We start from the raw sequence: 14,413 nt of genomic DNA, 5'->3' as shown, positions 1-14,413 counted from the left end.
AGTGAAATACGGTAATTCGAACCTACAATTGAAATATCTCTGCGGTTGAGACGGACATTCGGGAGCTTGATGATGCAGTTGCGATATGTGGTGACGGGTCTAACGGCCGCTCTGGCCTTGGCGGGATGCCAGCGCACCTCATATGATTACAGCAGTAACAACGCACCTCCGCCGTTGACCGCGCAGCCGGTACCCTCCGTGCAGGGCGGCCAGCTTCCGCCGCCGGCCGGGCAGTTTCCTGCCGCGCCGACCTCGACGGCGCCGATGGCTGGTGTTCAGCAGGGTGGCGCAGCACCCGCGACCTCTCTTGATGTCACCAAGGAATCGATGGTCGGCAGCTGGCGTGTCAACGGTACCTGCGACATGTTCCTGACGCTCACCAATCTCGGCAGCGGATCGCGCGGCGGTACGCGCGGTTGTGTTGGCGAGCTGACGGCTATGGGTTCCTGGGAAGTTTCCGGCAAGCAGGTTCTGCTCAAGGACCGCAGCGGCAACCAGATCGGTTCCGTCTACAAGGTTGCCGATAACAGCTTCAATGGCCAGACCTCGACCGGGCAGCCGATCACCCTCAGCCGGTAACTCAATCCGGCGGGGTTCCGCCGGTTGCGCATAGGCGGACAAGCCCTCATGCAGCCAATGCCAGACTATTCGCTCAGCGTCACCGAGCAGCTCAAATCGCTGACAGCTTCGGAGACGTTGCAGGTTGATTCCGCCCAGATGGATGTGGCCAAATGCCTCGACCGGGTGCTTGCCGCTCTCAAGCAGAAGCGGCCTGCCTCCAAGAGCAGCGCGCTCGGCTGGCTGTTTGCGTCCAAGAAGAAGACGGAGAGCGGCATCAAGGGCCTCTATATCCATGGCAGCGTCGGGCGCGGCAAGACGATGCTCATGGACATGTTCTTCCAAATGGCGCCCTGCCGGAAAAAGCGGCGCGCGCATTTCCATGAGTTCATGGCCGATGTGCACAATCGCATCGCTGCTCACCGGCTGAAGCTAAAGAACGGCGAGACGAAGCAGGCCGATCCGATGCCGCCGGTCGCCGCTGCCCTTTTCGAGGAAGCGGAACTGCTCTGCTTCGACGAATTCACCGTCACCGATATCGCCGATGCGATGATCCTGTCGCGGCTGTTTTCCGAGCTTTTCGCGCGCGGCTGCGTGCTGGTGGCGACCTCGAACGTCGAGCCCGACAATCTCTACAAGGACGGCCTCAATCGCGGGCTTTTCCTGCCTTTCGTCGGTCTCCTCAAAAAACATGTCGAGATCGTCTCGCTCGATTCGCCGACCGACTACCGGATGGAGAAGCTGAACAGTCAGCCGGTCTACCTCATCCCGATCGACGAGCGCACCGACATGGCGATGGATGCGTCCTGGACGCAGGCGCTGCACGGTCGCAAGGCGCAGCCGACGGACATTGCCATGAAGGGGCGGGCAATCCATGTGCCGCTCGCCGTCGACCGCATGGCGCGCTTCTCCTTCTCCGATCTCTGCGAAAAGCCGCTGGGTGCTGCCGATTTCCTAGCCATCGCCGAACGCTTCGATACGATCTTCCTCGATCACATTCCCTTGCTCGGCCCTGAAAAGCGGAACCAGATCAAACGCTTCATCATTCTGATCGATACGTTCTACGATCATGGCACCTGCCTCTATGCTTCCGCCGCCGCCATGCCCGAAAATCTGCTCGTCGAAAGACGCGGCACCGAAGGCTTTGAATTCGATCGTACGGCATCTCGTCTTTTTGAGATGAGAAGCGCGGAATATCTTGCGGCGCATCATGAACGGCGGGCTGCCGAGTAACACTTTGGTGACAATTGATCTTACGTTTACGTAAGAATTTTAATATCTAAACGATTGAAATTGCTGCACCAAAAATAATGGATTGCCATTTTTTGGCTTTAGGTCTATGCGATTGCGGCATTGGGCGATGCCCGCGCGTCGCCCGACGGATTTTGATCGCAAAGGAAAAGCGAAATGGCGCGTAACAAGATCGCACTCATCGGTTCTGGCATGATTGGTGGCACGCTGGCGCATCTCGCCGGCCTGAAGGAGCTGGGCGACATCGTCCTCTTCGACATCGCCGACGGTATCCCCCAGGGCAAGGGTCTCGACATCGCACAGTCCTCCCCGGTTGAAGGCTTCGACGCCAATCTGACCGGCGCCAGCGACTATTCCGCGATCGAAGGCGCTGACGTCTGCATCGTCACGGCCGGCGTTCCGCGCAAGCCGGGCATGAGCCGCGATGACCTTCTCGGCATCAACCTCAAGGTCATGGAGCAGGTCGGCGCCGGCATCAAGAAGTATGCCCCGAACGCTTTCGTGATCTGCATCACCAACCCGCTCGACGCGATGGTCTGGGCGTTGCAGAAGTTCTCCGGCCTCCCGGCCAACAAGGTCGTCGGCATGGCCGGCGTTCTCGACTCTTCGCGCTTCCGTCTTTTCCTCGCCAAGGAATTCAACGTTTCCGTTCAGGACGTCACGGCCTTCGTTCTCGGCGGCCACGGCGACACTATGGTGCCGCTCGCCCGTTATTCGACCGTTGGCGGCATTCCGCTGACCGACCTCGTCACCATGGGCTGGGTCACCAAGGAACGCCTCGAAGAAATCATCCAGCGCACCCGTGACGGCGGCGCCGAAATCGTCGGCCTGCTCAAGACCGGTTCGGCCTATTACGCTCCGGCCGCTTCCGCGATCGAAATGGCCGAATCCTACCTCAAGGACAAGAAGCGCGTTCTGCCCTGCGCTGCCCACCTCACGGGCCAGTACGGCGTGAAGGACATGTATGTCGGCGTTCCCACCGTCATCGGTGCCGGCGGCGTCGAGCGCATCATCGAGATCGACCTCAACAAGACCGAGAAGGAAGCCTTCGACAAGTCCGTCGGCGCCGTTGCCGGTCTCTGCGAAGCCTGCATCAACATCGCGCCCGCCCTCAAGTAACTGGTGCGCTGAAGTTATCGAAATAGGGATAAACCCATGAACATTCATGAATATCAGGCCAAGGCTCTGCTGAAGGGCTATGGCGCGCCGGTCGCGCAGGGTGTGGCGATCCTCAAGGTTGAAGAAGCCGAGGCTGCCGCCAGGTCGCTTCCCGGCCCGCTCTACGTGGTCAAGAGCCAGATCCATGCAGGCGGCCGCGGCAAGGGCAAGTTTAGGGAACTCGGCCCGGATGCCAAGGGTGGTGTCCGTCTCGCCAAGTCGATCGATGAAGTCGTTGCGCATGCCAAGGAAATGCTTGGCAATACGCTGGTAACCGCGCAGACCGGCGAAGCCGGCAAGCAGGTCAATCGCCTCTACATCGAAGACGGTGCCGACATTGCTCGCGAGCTCTATTGCTCGCTCCTGGTCGACCGTTCGGTCGGCAAGGTGGCCTTCGTCGTTTCGACCGAAGGCGGCATGGATATCGAAGCAGTCGCTCACGATACGCCTGAGAAGATCCACACGATCGCCATCGATCCGGAAGCTGGTGTGACGGCTGCCGACGTTGCAGCGATCTCCAAGGCGCTTCAGCTCGACGGTGCAGCTGCCGAAGACGCCAAGACGCTCTTCCCGGCGCTCTATAAAGCCTTCGGCGAAAAGGACATGGCCCTGCTCGAGGTCAATCCGCTGATCGTCATGAAGGATGGCCACCTGCGCGTCCTCGATGCAAAGATGTCTTTCGATGGCAACGCTCTTTTCCGCCACGATGACGTGAAGACGCTTCGCGACGAGACGGAAGAAGACGCCAAGGAAATCGAGGCCTCCAAGTGGGACCTCGCCTATGTCGCGCTTGACGGCAACATCGGCTGCATGGTCAACGGTGCTGGCCTTGCCATGGCGACGATGGATATCATCAAGCTTTACGGCAAGGAGCCGGCAAACTTCTGCGACGTCGGCGGCGGCGCCGGCAAGGAGAAGGTTGCTGCGGCCTTCAAGATCATCACCGCTGACCCCAAGGTGGAAGGCATTCTCGTCAACATCTTCGGCGGCATCATGAAGTGCGATGTCATCGCCGAGGGCGTCATTGCCGCGGTCAAGGAAGTCGGTCTCAAGGTTCCGCTCGTCGTTCGCCTTGAAGGCACGAATGTCGATCTCGGCAAGAAGATCCTGAACGAATCGGGTCTGGCGATCACGGCGGCTGACGATCTCGACGATGCGGCCAAGAAGATCGTCGCTGCGATCAACGGTTGAGAACGGTCATGGCTTTCCAGTCCACGCCCAGTGCTGCTCATCTCCGCCTCGATGCCTTTGCCGGTGTCTGGGAGGGGGAAGAGCATGTCGCGGCTTCGGCGTGGACAAAAGAAGGCAAGGCCAGCGCTTCGCTTTCTGGCGAGGCGCTGTTCGGCGGATTTTTCCTCGAGCAGCGTTACTGCCAGATGCGCGACGGCGAAGTTTCCTTCGAAGCCCGCAATGTTTTCGGCTTCGATAGTTCGGACCAGAGCTACAAACTCTACCAGTTCGACAGCGTCGGTTTTGCTCCGCCCACGCCGGCTTCCGGCGCGTGGAATGGCGATGAACTCGTGCTGATCAAGACTTCTCCGCGCGGAAGGCAGCGCACCGCGTTCACATTTGAAAATGAAGACTGCTACCGGATGGGCGTCAGCTTTTCGCCTGCAGGCAGCGATACTTGGCAGGAGGTCGTCAGCGGCATCTATCGTCGCGCGTCTCTTACGTCTTCCAACCTCTTCTAGACAAAGGCCCCGCATGTCTATTCTCGTCAACAAAGACACCAAGATCCTGGTTCAGGGTCTGACCGGCAAGACCGGTACATTCCACACCGAACAGGCGCTTGCTTACTACGGCACGCAGATGGTCGGTGGTATTCACCCGAAGAAGGGTGGCGAAACCTGGACCGGCTCCAAGGGCGAAAGCCTGCCGATCTTCGCAACCGTTGCCGAAGGCAAGGAAAAGACCGGCGCCAACGCGTCCGTCATCTATGTTCCGCCGGCAGGCGCAGCCGATGCGATCATCGAGGCGATCGACGCCGAGATCCCGTTCATCACCTGTATCACCGAAGGTATCCCGGTCCTGGACATGGTTCGCGTCAAGGCTCGCCTCGAGCGCTCCAAGTCGCGCCTGCTCGGCCCGAACTGCCCAGGCATCCTGACGCCGGAAGAATGCAAGATCGGCATTATGCCGGGCTCGATCTTCCGCAAGGGTTCGGTCGGTATCGTTTCCCGCTCCGGCACGCTGACCTACGAAGCTGTCTTCCAGACCTCCAACGAAGGTCTCGGCCAGACGACGGCTGTCGGCATCGGCGGCGACCCGGTCAAGGGCACCGAATTCATCGACGTGCTCGAAATGTTCCTCGCCGACGAAGCCACGACCTCGATCATCATGATCGGCGAAATCGGCGGTTCGGCTGAAGAAGACGCAGCGCAGTTCCTCAAGGACGAGGCCAAGAAGGGCCGCAAGAAGCCGATGGCGGGCTTCATCGCGGGCCGTACGGCGCCGAAGGGCCGCACGATGGGCCATGCCGGTGCTGTGGTTTCCGGTGGCAAGGGCGACGCTGAATCGAAGATCGCGGCGATGGAATCGGCAGGCATCAAGGTGTCGCCGTCTCCGGCTCGCCTCGGCAAGACGCTGGTTGAAGTCCTCAAGGGCTAAACCAACTTATATACCCCGGGCGGAGGAACGGCATCCTGGCCTCCGCCCGGCTCTCCACTTACTCAATGCGGATGCGCCGCGGACAGGCGGCAATCGGAATGCGGCAGCCGGCGATGAAGCCGGCAAATTCATCTAAGTCAGGAGGCGGGCGGAAGCGTCCGCGTAACACCATGGCACGGCAAGAAGCCAACGAGCAATTTCAGATCACCTCGTTTCTGGATGGCGCCAATGCTGCCTATATCGAGCAGCTCTACGCCCGTTATGAAGACGATCCCAACTCGGTCGACGATCAGTGGCGGTCCTTCTTCAAGGCGCTGGAAGACGATCCTGCTGATGTGAAGAAGGCGGCCAAGGGAGCATCCTGGCGCAAGAAGAACTGGCCGCTGCAGGCAAGCGGCGATCTCGTCTCGGCGCTCGACGGCGACTGGGGCATCGTCGAAAAGGTCATCGAGACCAAGGTAAAGGCCAAGGCCGAAGCCGCCGGCCAGCCGGCAGGCGCCGCCGACGTGCTGCAGGCGACGCGCGATTCCGTCCGCGCCATCATGATGATCCGCGCATATCGCATGCGTGGCCATCTGCACGCCAAGCTCGATCCGCTTGGCATCGCCGCCCCGGTCGACGACTATCACGAGCTTTCGCCCGAAAATTACGGCTTCACGGCTGCCGACTACGATCGCAAGATCTTCATCGATAACGTGCTCGGCCTCGAATATGCGACCCTCCGCGAGATGATCGAGATCCTCGAGCGCACCTATTGCTCGACCCTCGGCGTCGAATTCATGCACATTTCCAATCCGGAAGAAAAGGCATGGATCCAGGAACGTATCGAAGGTCCGGACAAGGGCGTTGCTTTCTCGGCTGAAGGCAAGAAGGCGATCCTCGCCAAGCTCGTCGAAGCCGAAGGCTACGAACAGTTCCTCGACGTCAAGTTCAAGGGCACCAAGCGCTTCGGCCTGGACGGCGGTGAATCACTGATCCCGGCACTCGAACAGATCCTCAAGCGTGGCGGCCATCTCGGCCTCAAGGAAGCCGTGTTCGGCATGGCCCATCGCGGTCGCCTGAACGTGCTTTCCCAGGTCATGGGCAAGCCGCACCGCGCCATCTTCCACGAGTTCAAAGGCGGCTCCTATGCGCCTGATGAGGTCGAAGGTTCAGGCGACGTGAAGTACCATCTGGGTGCTTCCTCCGACCGCGAATTCGACGGCAACAAGGTGCACGTCTCGCTGACGGCAAACCCGTCGCACCTCGAGATCGTGGACCCGGTCGTCATGGGCAAGGCGCGCGCCAAGCAGGACATGAGTGCCACCGTCTGGGACGGCGACATCATTCCGCTGTCGGAACGCGCCAAGGTTCTGCCGCTCCTGATCCACGGCGACGCGGCCTTTGCCGGCCAGGGCGTCATTGCCGAAATCCTCGGCCTGTCCGGTCTGCGCGGCCATCGCGTTGCCGGCACGATGCACGTCATCATCAACAACCAGATCGGCTTCACCACGAACCCGGCCTTTTCGCGCTCGTCGCCCTATCCGTCCGACGTCGCCAAGATGATCGAAGCACCGATCCTGCACGTCAATGGCGACGATCCGGAAGCCGTGGTCTATGCGGCGAAGATCGCGATGGAATTCCGCATGAAATTCCACAAGCCTGTCGTGCTCGACATGTTCTGCTATCGCCGCTACGGCCACAATGAAGGCGATGAGCCGTCCTTCACGCAGCCGAAGATGTACAAGGTCATTCGTGGTCACAAGACAGTCCTGCAGCTCTATGCAGACCGTCTCGTTCGCGAAGGCCTGCTCACCGACGGCGAAGTCGAAAAGATGAAGGCCGACTGGCGCGCCCATCTCGAGCAGGAGTTCGAAGCCGGTCAGCACTACAAGCCGAACAAGGCCGATTGGCTGGACGGCGAATGGTCCGGCCTGCGCACAGCTGACAATGCGGACGAGCAGCGTCGTGGCAAGACCGCTGTGCCGATGAAGACGCTCAAGGATATCGGCCGCAAGCTGTCGGAAATCCCGGCCGGTTTTAATGCGCATCGCACGATCCAGCGCTTCATGGAAAACCGCGCCAACATGGTCCAGAGTGGCGAAGGCCTCGACTGGGCGATGGCCGAAGCGCTGGCTTTCGGTGCGCTCGTGGTCGAGGGCCACAAGATCCGTCTGTCCGGTCAGGATTGCGAACGCGGTACCTTCTCGCAGCGCCACTCGGTTCTCTACGATCAGGAAACCGAAGAGCGCTACATTCCGCTTGCGAACCTGTCGCCGACACAGGCCCGTTACGAAGTCATCAACTCGATGCTTTCGGAAGAAGCCGTTCTCGGCTTCGAATACGGCTATTCGCTGGCTCGTCCGAATGCGCTGACGCTCTGGGAAGCCCAGTTCGGCGACTTCGCAAACGGTGCGCAGGTCGTGTTCGACCAGTTCATCTCGTCTGGCGAACGCAAGTGGCTGCGCATGTCGGGCCTCGTCTGCCTGCTGCCGCATGGCTATGAAGGCCAGGGTCCGGAACACTCGTCCGCCCGTCTGGAGCGCTATCTCCAGCTCTGCGCGGAAGACAACATGCAGGTCGCCAACGTCACGACGCCGGCGAACTACTTCCACATCCTGCGCCGCCAGCTGAAGCGCGATTTCCGCAAGCCGCTGATCCTGATGACGCCGAAGTCGCTGCTGCGCCACAAGCGCGCTGTCTCGACGCTTGCCGAAATGGCTGGCGAATCCTCCTTCCACCGTCTCCTGTGGGACGATGCGGAGGTCATCAAGGACGGTCCGATCAAGCTGCAGAAGGATGCCAAGATCCGTCGCGTCGTCATCTGCACCGGCAAGGTCTATTACGACCTGCTGGAAGAGCGCGAAAAGCGCGGTATCGACGACATCTACCTGCTGCGTATCGAGCAGCTCTATCCGTTCCCGGCCAAGGCGCTCATCAACGAGCTGTCCCGCTTCCGGAATGCAGAGATGGTGTGGTGCCAGGAAGAGCCGAAGAACATGGGTGCGTGGTCGTTCATCGACCCGTATCTGGAATGGGTGCTCGCCCATATCGATGCGAAGTACCAGCGCGTTCGCTATACGGGTCGCCCGGCCGCCGCTTCGCCGGCAACGGGCCTGATGTCCAAGCATCTGTCGCAGCTCGCCGCGTTCCTCGAGGATGCGCTGGGCGGCTAACAAAAAAGGGGGAGCGCGATGGCATATTTCTTCATGAGACTTGTGCCGCCGCGCTCCACATTCCCGCATGACGGGACCGGGGAGGAAATGGCGGCGATGAAACGCCATGCCGAATATTGGCACCAGAACGTTCTTGCAGGATCGGCGATTGCCGTTGGTCCTGTCTTCGAGGGTGAAGGGGCTTTCGGTATCGCGGTCGTCGAGGTTGCAGACCAGGCAGCAGCGCAGGCGCTTGCCGATGCGGACCCGATCATCACTTCCGGCTTCGGTTTTCGTTTCGACGTCTTGCCAATGCCCTCCGTCATTCTCCGGCCCTAAGCCGGGACCGCTGTCTAACACGATAACAAGCACAATCAGGATTTGAACAATGGCCACAGAAATCCGCGTTCCAACACTCGGTGAATCCGTCAGCGAGGCAACCGTCGGCACCTGGTTCAAGAAGGTCGGCGATGCCGTGAAGGCCGACGAGCCCATTCTCGAGCTTGAAACCGACAAGGTGACCATCGAAGTTCCGGCTCCGGCATCCGGCACGCTTTCGGAAATCGTCGCCCAGGCTGGCGAGACGGTTGGTCTCGGTGCGCTTCTCGGCCAGATCGCCGAAGGTGCGGCTGCCGCAGCTGCTCCAGCTGCGGCAGCCCCGGCAGCAGCACCTGCTGCACCTGCTCCGACGCCAACTGCTCCGGTTGCTGCCGCTGCTGCTCCGGCCGCCTCCGTATCCTCCATGCCGCCGGCTCCGGCTGCGGCAAAGATGCTGGCGGAAAACAATCTCTCGGCCGATCAGGTTGATGGCAGCGGCAAGCGCGGCCAGGTTTTGAAGGGTGATGTCATCGCCGCTGTCGCCAAGGCTGCAGCAGCTCCAGCCGCTGCACCGGCAGCGCCTGCCGCTCCGCGCGGTCCTTCGACGGTAGAAGATGCGGGACGCGAAGAGCGCGTGAAGATGACGCGCCTGCGCCAGACGATCGCCAAGCGCCTCAAGGATGCGCAGAACACGGCTGCCATGCTGACCACCTACAACGAGGTGGACATGAAGGCCGTCATGGACCTGCGCAACAAGTATAAGGATGTCTTTGAGAAGAAGCACGGCGTGAAGCTCGGCTTCATGGGCTTCTTCACCAAGGCCGTCACGCACGCGCTCAAGGAACTGCCGGCCGTCAACGCCGAGATCGACGGTACCGACATCATCTACAAGAACTACTGCCATGTCGGCATGGCTGTCGGTACCGACAAGGGCCTCGTCGTTCCCGTCATCCGTGACGCCGACCAGATGTCGATCGCCGAAATCGAGAAGGAGCTCGGCCGTCTTGCCAAGGCAGCCCGTGACGGCTCGCTCTCGATGGCCGAGATGCAGGGCGGCACCTTCACCATCACCAATGGTGGCGTCTACGGCTCGCTGATGTCTTCGCCGATCCTGAACGCGCCGCAGTCGGGCATTCTCGGCATGCACAAGATCCAGGAGCGCCCGGTCGCCATCGGCGGTCAGGTTGTCATCCGCCCGATGATGTATCTGGCCCTCTCCTACGACCACCGCATCGTCGACGGCAAGGAAGCCGTGACCTTCCTCGTGCGCGTCAAGGAAAGCCTGGAAGATCCGGAACGTCTGGTTCTGGACCTCTAAGCGGAGCGATCTGCCATGCGAGACCGGATCATGCGAGCGGCGGGCGCAGTGTTCTGCGCCACGGTTGCCTTCATGCCGGTCTCGGCTCTCGCCTTCGATGTGAACAAGGCGAGCAGCAATTTCGACTTCGTGTCGCTTGATGATGCCGAGCTTTCTGCACGCCACATCAAGACTGTCGACATGGGCAATGTCGAACTGACCTCGGGCCGTATCGTTGCCGCCGATCCGTTGGCACAGCCGGATCGGCGGGCATTGGCAAAGACGGTTCCTGTCGGTGAATATCCGGTACGGCTCTACGAGGCTTTCGGGCGGGTTGCGGCGTCAAGCATGCGCATTGCCGAGGGTAAGCCCGATCACTGGGAGCTTGCGACCATTCCGGGCCAGGATGTCGCTACGCTGAAGGATGACGAGATCTTCGGCTATCCCGTCGATGCCGGTCTCGGCAGCTACATGGATGCCGACACGCTTGATCTGATCGGGCAACGCGAGCAGCAGGTGCAGGCTGCAAAGCCGGATTCCGACGTGAACTACTATGACGTGGTCGCCTCCGAACTCGATGCCAACAAGGGGGTCTATGACCTGCACCGGCCGATCGCCGGCAAGAAGGGCAATGTGGCGATATTCTGGAGTGGCTGGGGCGATGGCTTCTATCCGGTATTTTGGGGACTGGACAAGGACGGGCGTCCGCTGGTGCTGCTGACGGATTTCCAGGTCACCGAGAATGCCGACGGGCGCAGGGAGCCGAACCACAAATGAACGGGCAGGGCACATGCTGACCAAGCAGAAAAGTGTAGTTGCGATGATGATCGCCGCGCTTTCCTGCGCGCCGGCTTCGGCCGTTGCCGCCGATTGCCAGCAGGGCAAGGCGATCTACGCTGATCGCGATGGCGCCTACGAACTGCGCTTTTCGCCGATTACGTCTGAAGCCGTGTCGTCAAGCCACCAGTTCAAGCTCAGCGCGCTCAAGACCTCAGTCGTCATGGATGGCTATGTCATGTCCTCGGACGATCCGGAGCGCACCATGGGCATGGTCCTGTTCAACTGCCCGGATGGCGATGTCACGGGTGCCGATCTCGATGGCTGCACGGTCTGGCAGGGCTTCGTCTATCGCGCAAGTGCCGATGGCGGGCTCGATAACCTGCAGTCCGGCGACAGCCCGGCAACCGAAAAGATCGTCTTTCCCGGCCTCGGCCCAGCGATCCGCCAGTCTTCCGCCTGGGGTGACGGCAAGGCGACCGTCGCTCCCTGGGACGTCCTCGATTTCAAGGGATGTGCACAATGACCGACAGTCCCGTTCTTCTCGTTACCGGTGGTAGCCGTGGCATAGGTGCTGCAGCCTGCCTGGCTGCCGCACGTCACGGCTGGCGCGTTGCGGTGAACTATGCCTCGAATGAAGAGGCGGCAAATGCCGTGGTCTCGGAGATCAAGAAGGCTGGCGGCAATGCGATCGCGATCAAGGGCGATGTCGGCAATGCCGCCGATATCGTCTCGATGTTCGAGGCGATCGATAGGCATTTCGGGCGGCTGGATGGGCTGGTGAACAATGCCGGTATTGTCGATTACATCGCACGTGTCGATGAAATGTCGGCCGAGCGCCTCGAGCGGATGATGCGGATCAATGTGACGGGTTCGATCCTTTGCGCCGGCGAGGCAGTGCGGCGCATGTCCACCCGGCATGGCGGACAAGGCGGCGCGATCGTCAATGTCTCCTCCATGGCGGCGGTGATTGGCGGGCCGGCACAATATGTCGACTATGCCGCATCGAAGGCAGCCATCGATACGTTCACGATCGGACTTTCCAAGGAAGTCGCGGCCGAGGGTATCAGGGTGAATGCGATCCGTCCCGGCATCATCGAAACGGATATTCATGCCTCCGGCGGGCAGCCGGACAGGCCGAAAGAAATGGCTTCATCGATCCCGATGAAGCGAACCGGACAGGCGGAGGAGGTGGCCGATGCGATCGTCTATCTGCTTTCGTCTTCGGCATCGTACATAACAGGCGCGATCCTCAATGTGAGCGGCGGGCGCTAGTCAATAACGCAAAGGGAAAAAGTAATGTCCTATGATGTGATTGTTATCGGAACCGGCCCTGGCGGCTATGTCGCGGCAATCAAGGCTGCGCAACTCGGCCTCAAGGTTGCCGTCGTCGAGAAGCGCGCCACTTACGGCGGCACCTGCCTGAATGTCGGCTGCATCCCCTCCAAGGCGCTGCTGCACGCTTCCGAGATGTTCCACGCAACGCATCACATGGAAGAGCTCGGCATCGAGGTCGCCGCTCCGAAGCTCAATCTCGAAAAGATGCTGGCGCACAAGGATGCGACGGTAAAGTCGAACGTCGACGGCGTTGCCTTCCTCTTCAAGAAGAACAAGATCGATGCCTTCCACGGCACCGGCAAGATCGTCTCCGCCGGCAAGGTCTCGGTGACCGCCGAAGACGGCACGGTTCAAGAAATCGAAGGCAAGAACATCGTCATTGCCACCGGTTCCGACGTCGCCGGCATTCCGGGCGTGAAGGTCGATATCGATGAGAAGATCATCGTATCCTCCACCGGCGCCATTGCACTGGAAAAAGTGCCGGAAACGATGATCGTCGTTGGTGGCGGTGTCATCGGCCTCGAGCTTGGTTCGGTCTGGTCGCGACTCGGTGCGAAGGTCACCGTCATCGAATTTCTCGACAAGATCCTCGGCGCGATGGATGCCGATGTCTCAAAGCAGTTCCAGCGCATGCTCGGCAAGCAGGGCATCGACATCAAGCTGAGTTCCAAGGTGACTGGCGTCGAGAAGGGCGACAAGGGCGCCAAGGTGACATTCGAGCCGGTCGCTGGCGGCGCTGCGCAGACGCTTGAAGCGGATGTCGTCCTGATTTCCACTGGCCGCATTCCCTACACGGCAGGCCTTGGTCTCGAAGAAGCTGGCGTCAAGCTCGACAATCGCGGTCGTGTTGAAATCGACAGCCACTTCAAGACCAATGTCGAAGGTATCTACGCGATCGGCGACGTCGTGACGGGTCCGATGCTGGCGCACAAGGCCGAAGACGAAGGTGTGGCACTTGCCGAAATCCTCGCTGGCCAGCACGGTCATGTGAACTATGACGTCATCCCGAGCGTCGTCTACACGCAGCCGGAGGTCGCCTCCGTCGGCAAGACTGAGGAAGAGCTGAAGGCCGCCGGTGTCGCTTACAAGGTGGGCAAGTTCCCGTTCACAGCAAACGGCCGCGCCCGCGCGATGCTGGCGACCGAAGGTTTCGTGAAGATCCTGTCCGACAAGGAAACCGACCAGGTGCTCGGCGGTCATATCGTCGGCTTCGGCGCCGGCGAGATGATCCACGAGATTACCGTGCTGATGGAATTCGGTGGTTCGGCAGAAGACCTCGGCCGCACCTGCCATGCGCATCCGACCATGTCGGAGGCCGTGAAGGAGGCAGCACTGGCCGCCTTCTTCAAGCCGATCCATCTGTAAGATTAAATATCAGCAATCATTCATAATGCCGCTTGCCTTCGGGCAGGCGGCGTTTTTATTTGGTGGGCAAGTTTCGCTAACTATTTGACGAAAGCCAAGAAAATGAATGATCGTGTCGTGTCCGGCTACAGTCTCTCCCAGCGTTTCCTTCACTGGGCGACCGTGCTCCTGGTCCTCTTCAACCTTCTTTTCCCTGATGGCATGAATGCCTGGTACCGGCTTATCCGCCATGGCGGCACGCCATCACCCGAACAGATCGCTTCGGCCAATATCCACGCCTATGTCGGTATCGCAATCCTGCTTATGACAATCCTGAGACTCGGCCTGCGCTTCGTGCAGGGCGTACCGCCTGAAGCCGCAGACGAACCGGCGATCTTTCGGCTCGCCGCACGGCTGGCGCATGCGAGCCTCTATCTGCTGCTGCTCGCCCTGCCGGCTTCAGGCATCGCGGTCTATTATTTGGGTGTGGAAGCATTGGGCGCGCTGCATGCCGACGTCCTGAAGCTCATCCTCTGGATCGTCATCGTCGCGCATGTCTTTGGTGCGCTGGTCCACCAGTTCTATTGGAAGACAGATGTATTGCGGCGGATGACGATGGGCTGAGAAGGAC

General features: G+C 60.4%; 14 protein-coding genes. All 14 read left to right on the top strand.

All coding sequences use genetic code 11. The features are described from left to right. The first annotated feature begins 72 nt into the window (after positions 1-72). The 14 genes from AB4Z13_RS08420 (at position 73) to AB4Z13_RS08355 (ending at position 14,406) form a co-directional block, all read left to right on the top strand. Complete coding sequence (locus AB4Z13_RS08420) at positions 73-579, top strand: protease inhibitor Inh/omp19 family protein (RefSeq protein WP_439016770.1); 507 nt, start codon at positions 73-75, stop codon at positions 577-579. A gap of 48 nt (positions 580-627) precedes the next feature. After that, the gene (gene zapE / locus AB4Z13_RS08415) at positions 628-1,791 is read left to right on the top strand and encodes a cell division protein ZapE (RefSeq protein ID WP_439016769.1); all 1,164 of its coding nucleotides are present in this window, start codon (positions 628-630) and stop codon (positions 1,789-1,791) included. Positions 1,792-1,965: 174 nt separating this feature from the next. After that, positions 1,966-2,928 (top strand): malate dehydrogenase, encoded by a 963-nt coding sequence (gene mdh / locus AB4Z13_RS08410; RefSeq protein ID WP_007822364.1) that lies wholly within the window; start codon positions 1,966-1,968, stop codon positions 2,926-2,928. Between the two features lie 36 nt (positions 2,929-2,964). Next, a complete protein-coding gene (sucC, locus tag AB4Z13_RS08405; protein WP_439016768.1) occupies positions 2,965-4,158 on the top strand; it encodes an ADP-forming succinate--CoA ligase subunit beta in 1,194 nt (397 codons plus the stop codon). A gap of 8 nt (positions 4,159-4,166) precedes the next feature. Further along, positions 4,167-4,658, top strand: coding sequence for a DUF1579 family protein (locus AB4Z13_RS08400; protein WP_439016767.1), 492 nt, complete (start codon positions 4,167-4,169; stop codon positions 4,656-4,658). Positions 4,659-4,671: 13 nt separating this feature from the next. Further along, positions 4,672-5,574 (top strand): succinate--CoA ligase subunit alpha, encoded by a 903-nt coding sequence (sucD, locus tag AB4Z13_RS08395; protein ID WP_310384981.1) that lies wholly within the window; start codon positions 4,672-4,674, stop codon positions 5,572-5,574. 170 nt (positions 5,575-5,744) lie between these two features. Further along, positions 5,745-8,729: a 2-oxoglutarate dehydrogenase E1 component gene (locus tag AB4Z13_RS08390; RefSeq protein WP_113324711.1), complete on the top strand. Its 2,985-nt coding sequence runs from the start codon at positions 5,745-5,747 to the stop codon at positions 8,727-8,729. 18 nt (positions 8,730-8,747) lie between these two features. After that, positions 8,748-9,047 (top strand): YciI family protein, encoded by a 300-nt coding sequence (locus AB4Z13_RS08385; protein ID WP_310384978.1) that lies wholly within the window; start codon positions 8,748-8,750, stop codon positions 9,045-9,047. A gap of 49 nt (positions 9,048-9,096) precedes the next feature. Beyond that, positions 9,097-10,344, top strand: a complete 1,248-nt coding sequence (gene odhB / locus AB4Z13_RS08380) for a 2-oxoglutarate dehydrogenase complex dihydrolipoyllysine-residue succinyltransferase (RefSeq protein ID WP_113324713.1) — start codon at positions 9,097-9,099, stop codon at positions 10,342-10,344. Between the two features lie 15 nt (positions 10,345-10,359). Further along, positions 10,360-11,100: a DUF4241 domain-containing protein gene (locus AB4Z13_RS08375; RefSeq protein ID WP_439016766.1), complete on the top strand. Its 741-nt coding sequence runs from the start codon at positions 10,360-10,362 to the stop codon at positions 11,098-11,100. A 13-nt stretch (positions 11,101-11,113) separates the two neighbouring features. Continuing rightward, the gene (locus AB4Z13_RS08370) at positions 11,114-11,626 is read left to right on the top strand and encodes a hypothetical protein (RefSeq protein WP_439016765.1); all 513 of its coding nucleotides are present in this window, start codon (positions 11,114-11,116) and stop codon (positions 11,624-11,626) included. Further along, positions 11,623-12,375 (top strand): SDR family oxidoreductase, encoded by a 753-nt coding sequence (locus AB4Z13_RS08365; protein ID WP_113324716.1) that lies wholly within the window; start codon positions 11,623-11,625, stop codon positions 12,373-12,375. Before AB4Z13_RS08370 ends, AB4Z13_RS08365 begins: the two co-directional genes overlap by 4 nt. 24 nt (positions 12,376-12,399) lie before the next feature. Continuing rightward, positions 12,400-13,803 (top strand): dihydrolipoyl dehydrogenase, encoded by a 1,404-nt coding sequence (gene lpdA, locus AB4Z13_RS08360; protein ID WP_439016764.1) that lies wholly within the window; start codon positions 12,400-12,402, stop codon positions 13,801-13,803. A gap of 102 nt (positions 13,804-13,905) precedes the next feature. Next, positions 13,906-14,406: a cytochrome b gene (locus AB4Z13_RS08355; protein ID WP_439016763.1), complete on the top strand. Its 501-nt coding sequence runs from the start codon at positions 13,906-13,908 to the stop codon at positions 14,404-14,406. Positions 14,407-14,413 lie beyond the last annotated feature (7 nt).

This window comes from Rhizobium sp. YAF28, assembly GCF_052113285.1.
In the GTDB taxonomy this organism is placed as follows: Bacteria; Pseudomonadota; Alphaproteobacteria; order Rhizobiales; family Rhizobiaceae; genus Rhizobium.
The sequence above is the reverse complement of the archived record's forward strand: the minus strand, read 5'-3'. Positions and strand labels throughout refer to the sequence as shown.

What these genes read in the sequence shown, in the direction of transcription:
- AB4Z13_RS08420 (WP_439016770.1), top strand. Translation starts at nt 73, where the DNA reads ATGCAGTTGCGATATGTGGTGACGGGTCTAACGGCCGCTCTGGCCTTG.
- zapE (WP_439016769.1), top strand. Translation starts at nt 628, where the DNA reads ATGCAGCCAATGCCAGACTATTCGCTCAGCGTCACCGAGCAGCTCAAA.
- mdh (WP_007822364.1), top strand. Translation starts at nt 1,966, where the DNA reads ATGGCGCGTAACAAGATCGCACTCATCGGTTCTGGCATGATTGGTGGC.
- sucC (WP_439016768.1), top strand. Translation starts at nt 2,965, where the DNA reads ATGAACATTCATGAATATCAGGCCAAGGCTCTGCTGAAGGGCTATGGC.
- AB4Z13_RS08400 (WP_439016767.1), top strand. Translation starts at nt 4,167, where the DNA reads ATGGCTTTCCAGTCCACGCCCAGTGCTGCTCATCTCCGCCTCGATGCC.
- sucD (WP_310384981.1), top strand. Translation starts at nt 4,672, where the DNA reads ATGTCTATTCTCGTCAACAAAGACACCAAGATCCTGGTTCAGGGTCTG.
- AB4Z13_RS08390 (WP_113324711.1), top strand. Translation starts at nt 5,745, where the DNA reads ATGGCACGGCAAGAAGCCAACGAGCAATTTCAGATCACCTCGTTTCTG.
- AB4Z13_RS08385 (WP_310384978.1), top strand. Translation starts at nt 8,748, where the DNA reads ATGGCATATTTCTTCATGAGACTTGTGCCGCCGCGCTCCACATTCCCG.
- odhB (WP_113324713.1), top strand. Translation starts at nt 9,097, where the DNA reads ATGGCCACAGAAATCCGCGTTCCAACACTCGGTGAATCCGTCAGCGAG.
- AB4Z13_RS08375 (WP_439016766.1), top strand. Translation starts at nt 10,360, where the DNA reads ATGCGAGACCGGATCATGCGAGCGGCGGGCGCAGTGTTCTGCGCCACG.
- AB4Z13_RS08370 (WP_439016765.1), top strand. Translation starts at nt 11,114, where the DNA reads ATGCTGACCAAGCAGAAAAGTGTAGTTGCGATGATGATCGCCGCGCTT.
- AB4Z13_RS08365 (WP_113324716.1), top strand. Translation starts at nt 11,623, where the DNA reads ATGACCGACAGTCCCGTTCTTCTCGTTACCGGTGGTAGCCGTGGCATA.
- lpdA (WP_439016764.1), top strand. Translation starts at nt 12,400, where the DNA reads ATGTCCTATGATGTGATTGTTATCGGAACCGGCCCTGGCGGCTATGTC.
- AB4Z13_RS08355 (WP_439016763.1), top strand. Translation starts at nt 13,906, where the DNA reads ATGAATGATCGTGTCGTGTCCGGCTACAGTCTCTCCCAGCGTTTCCTT.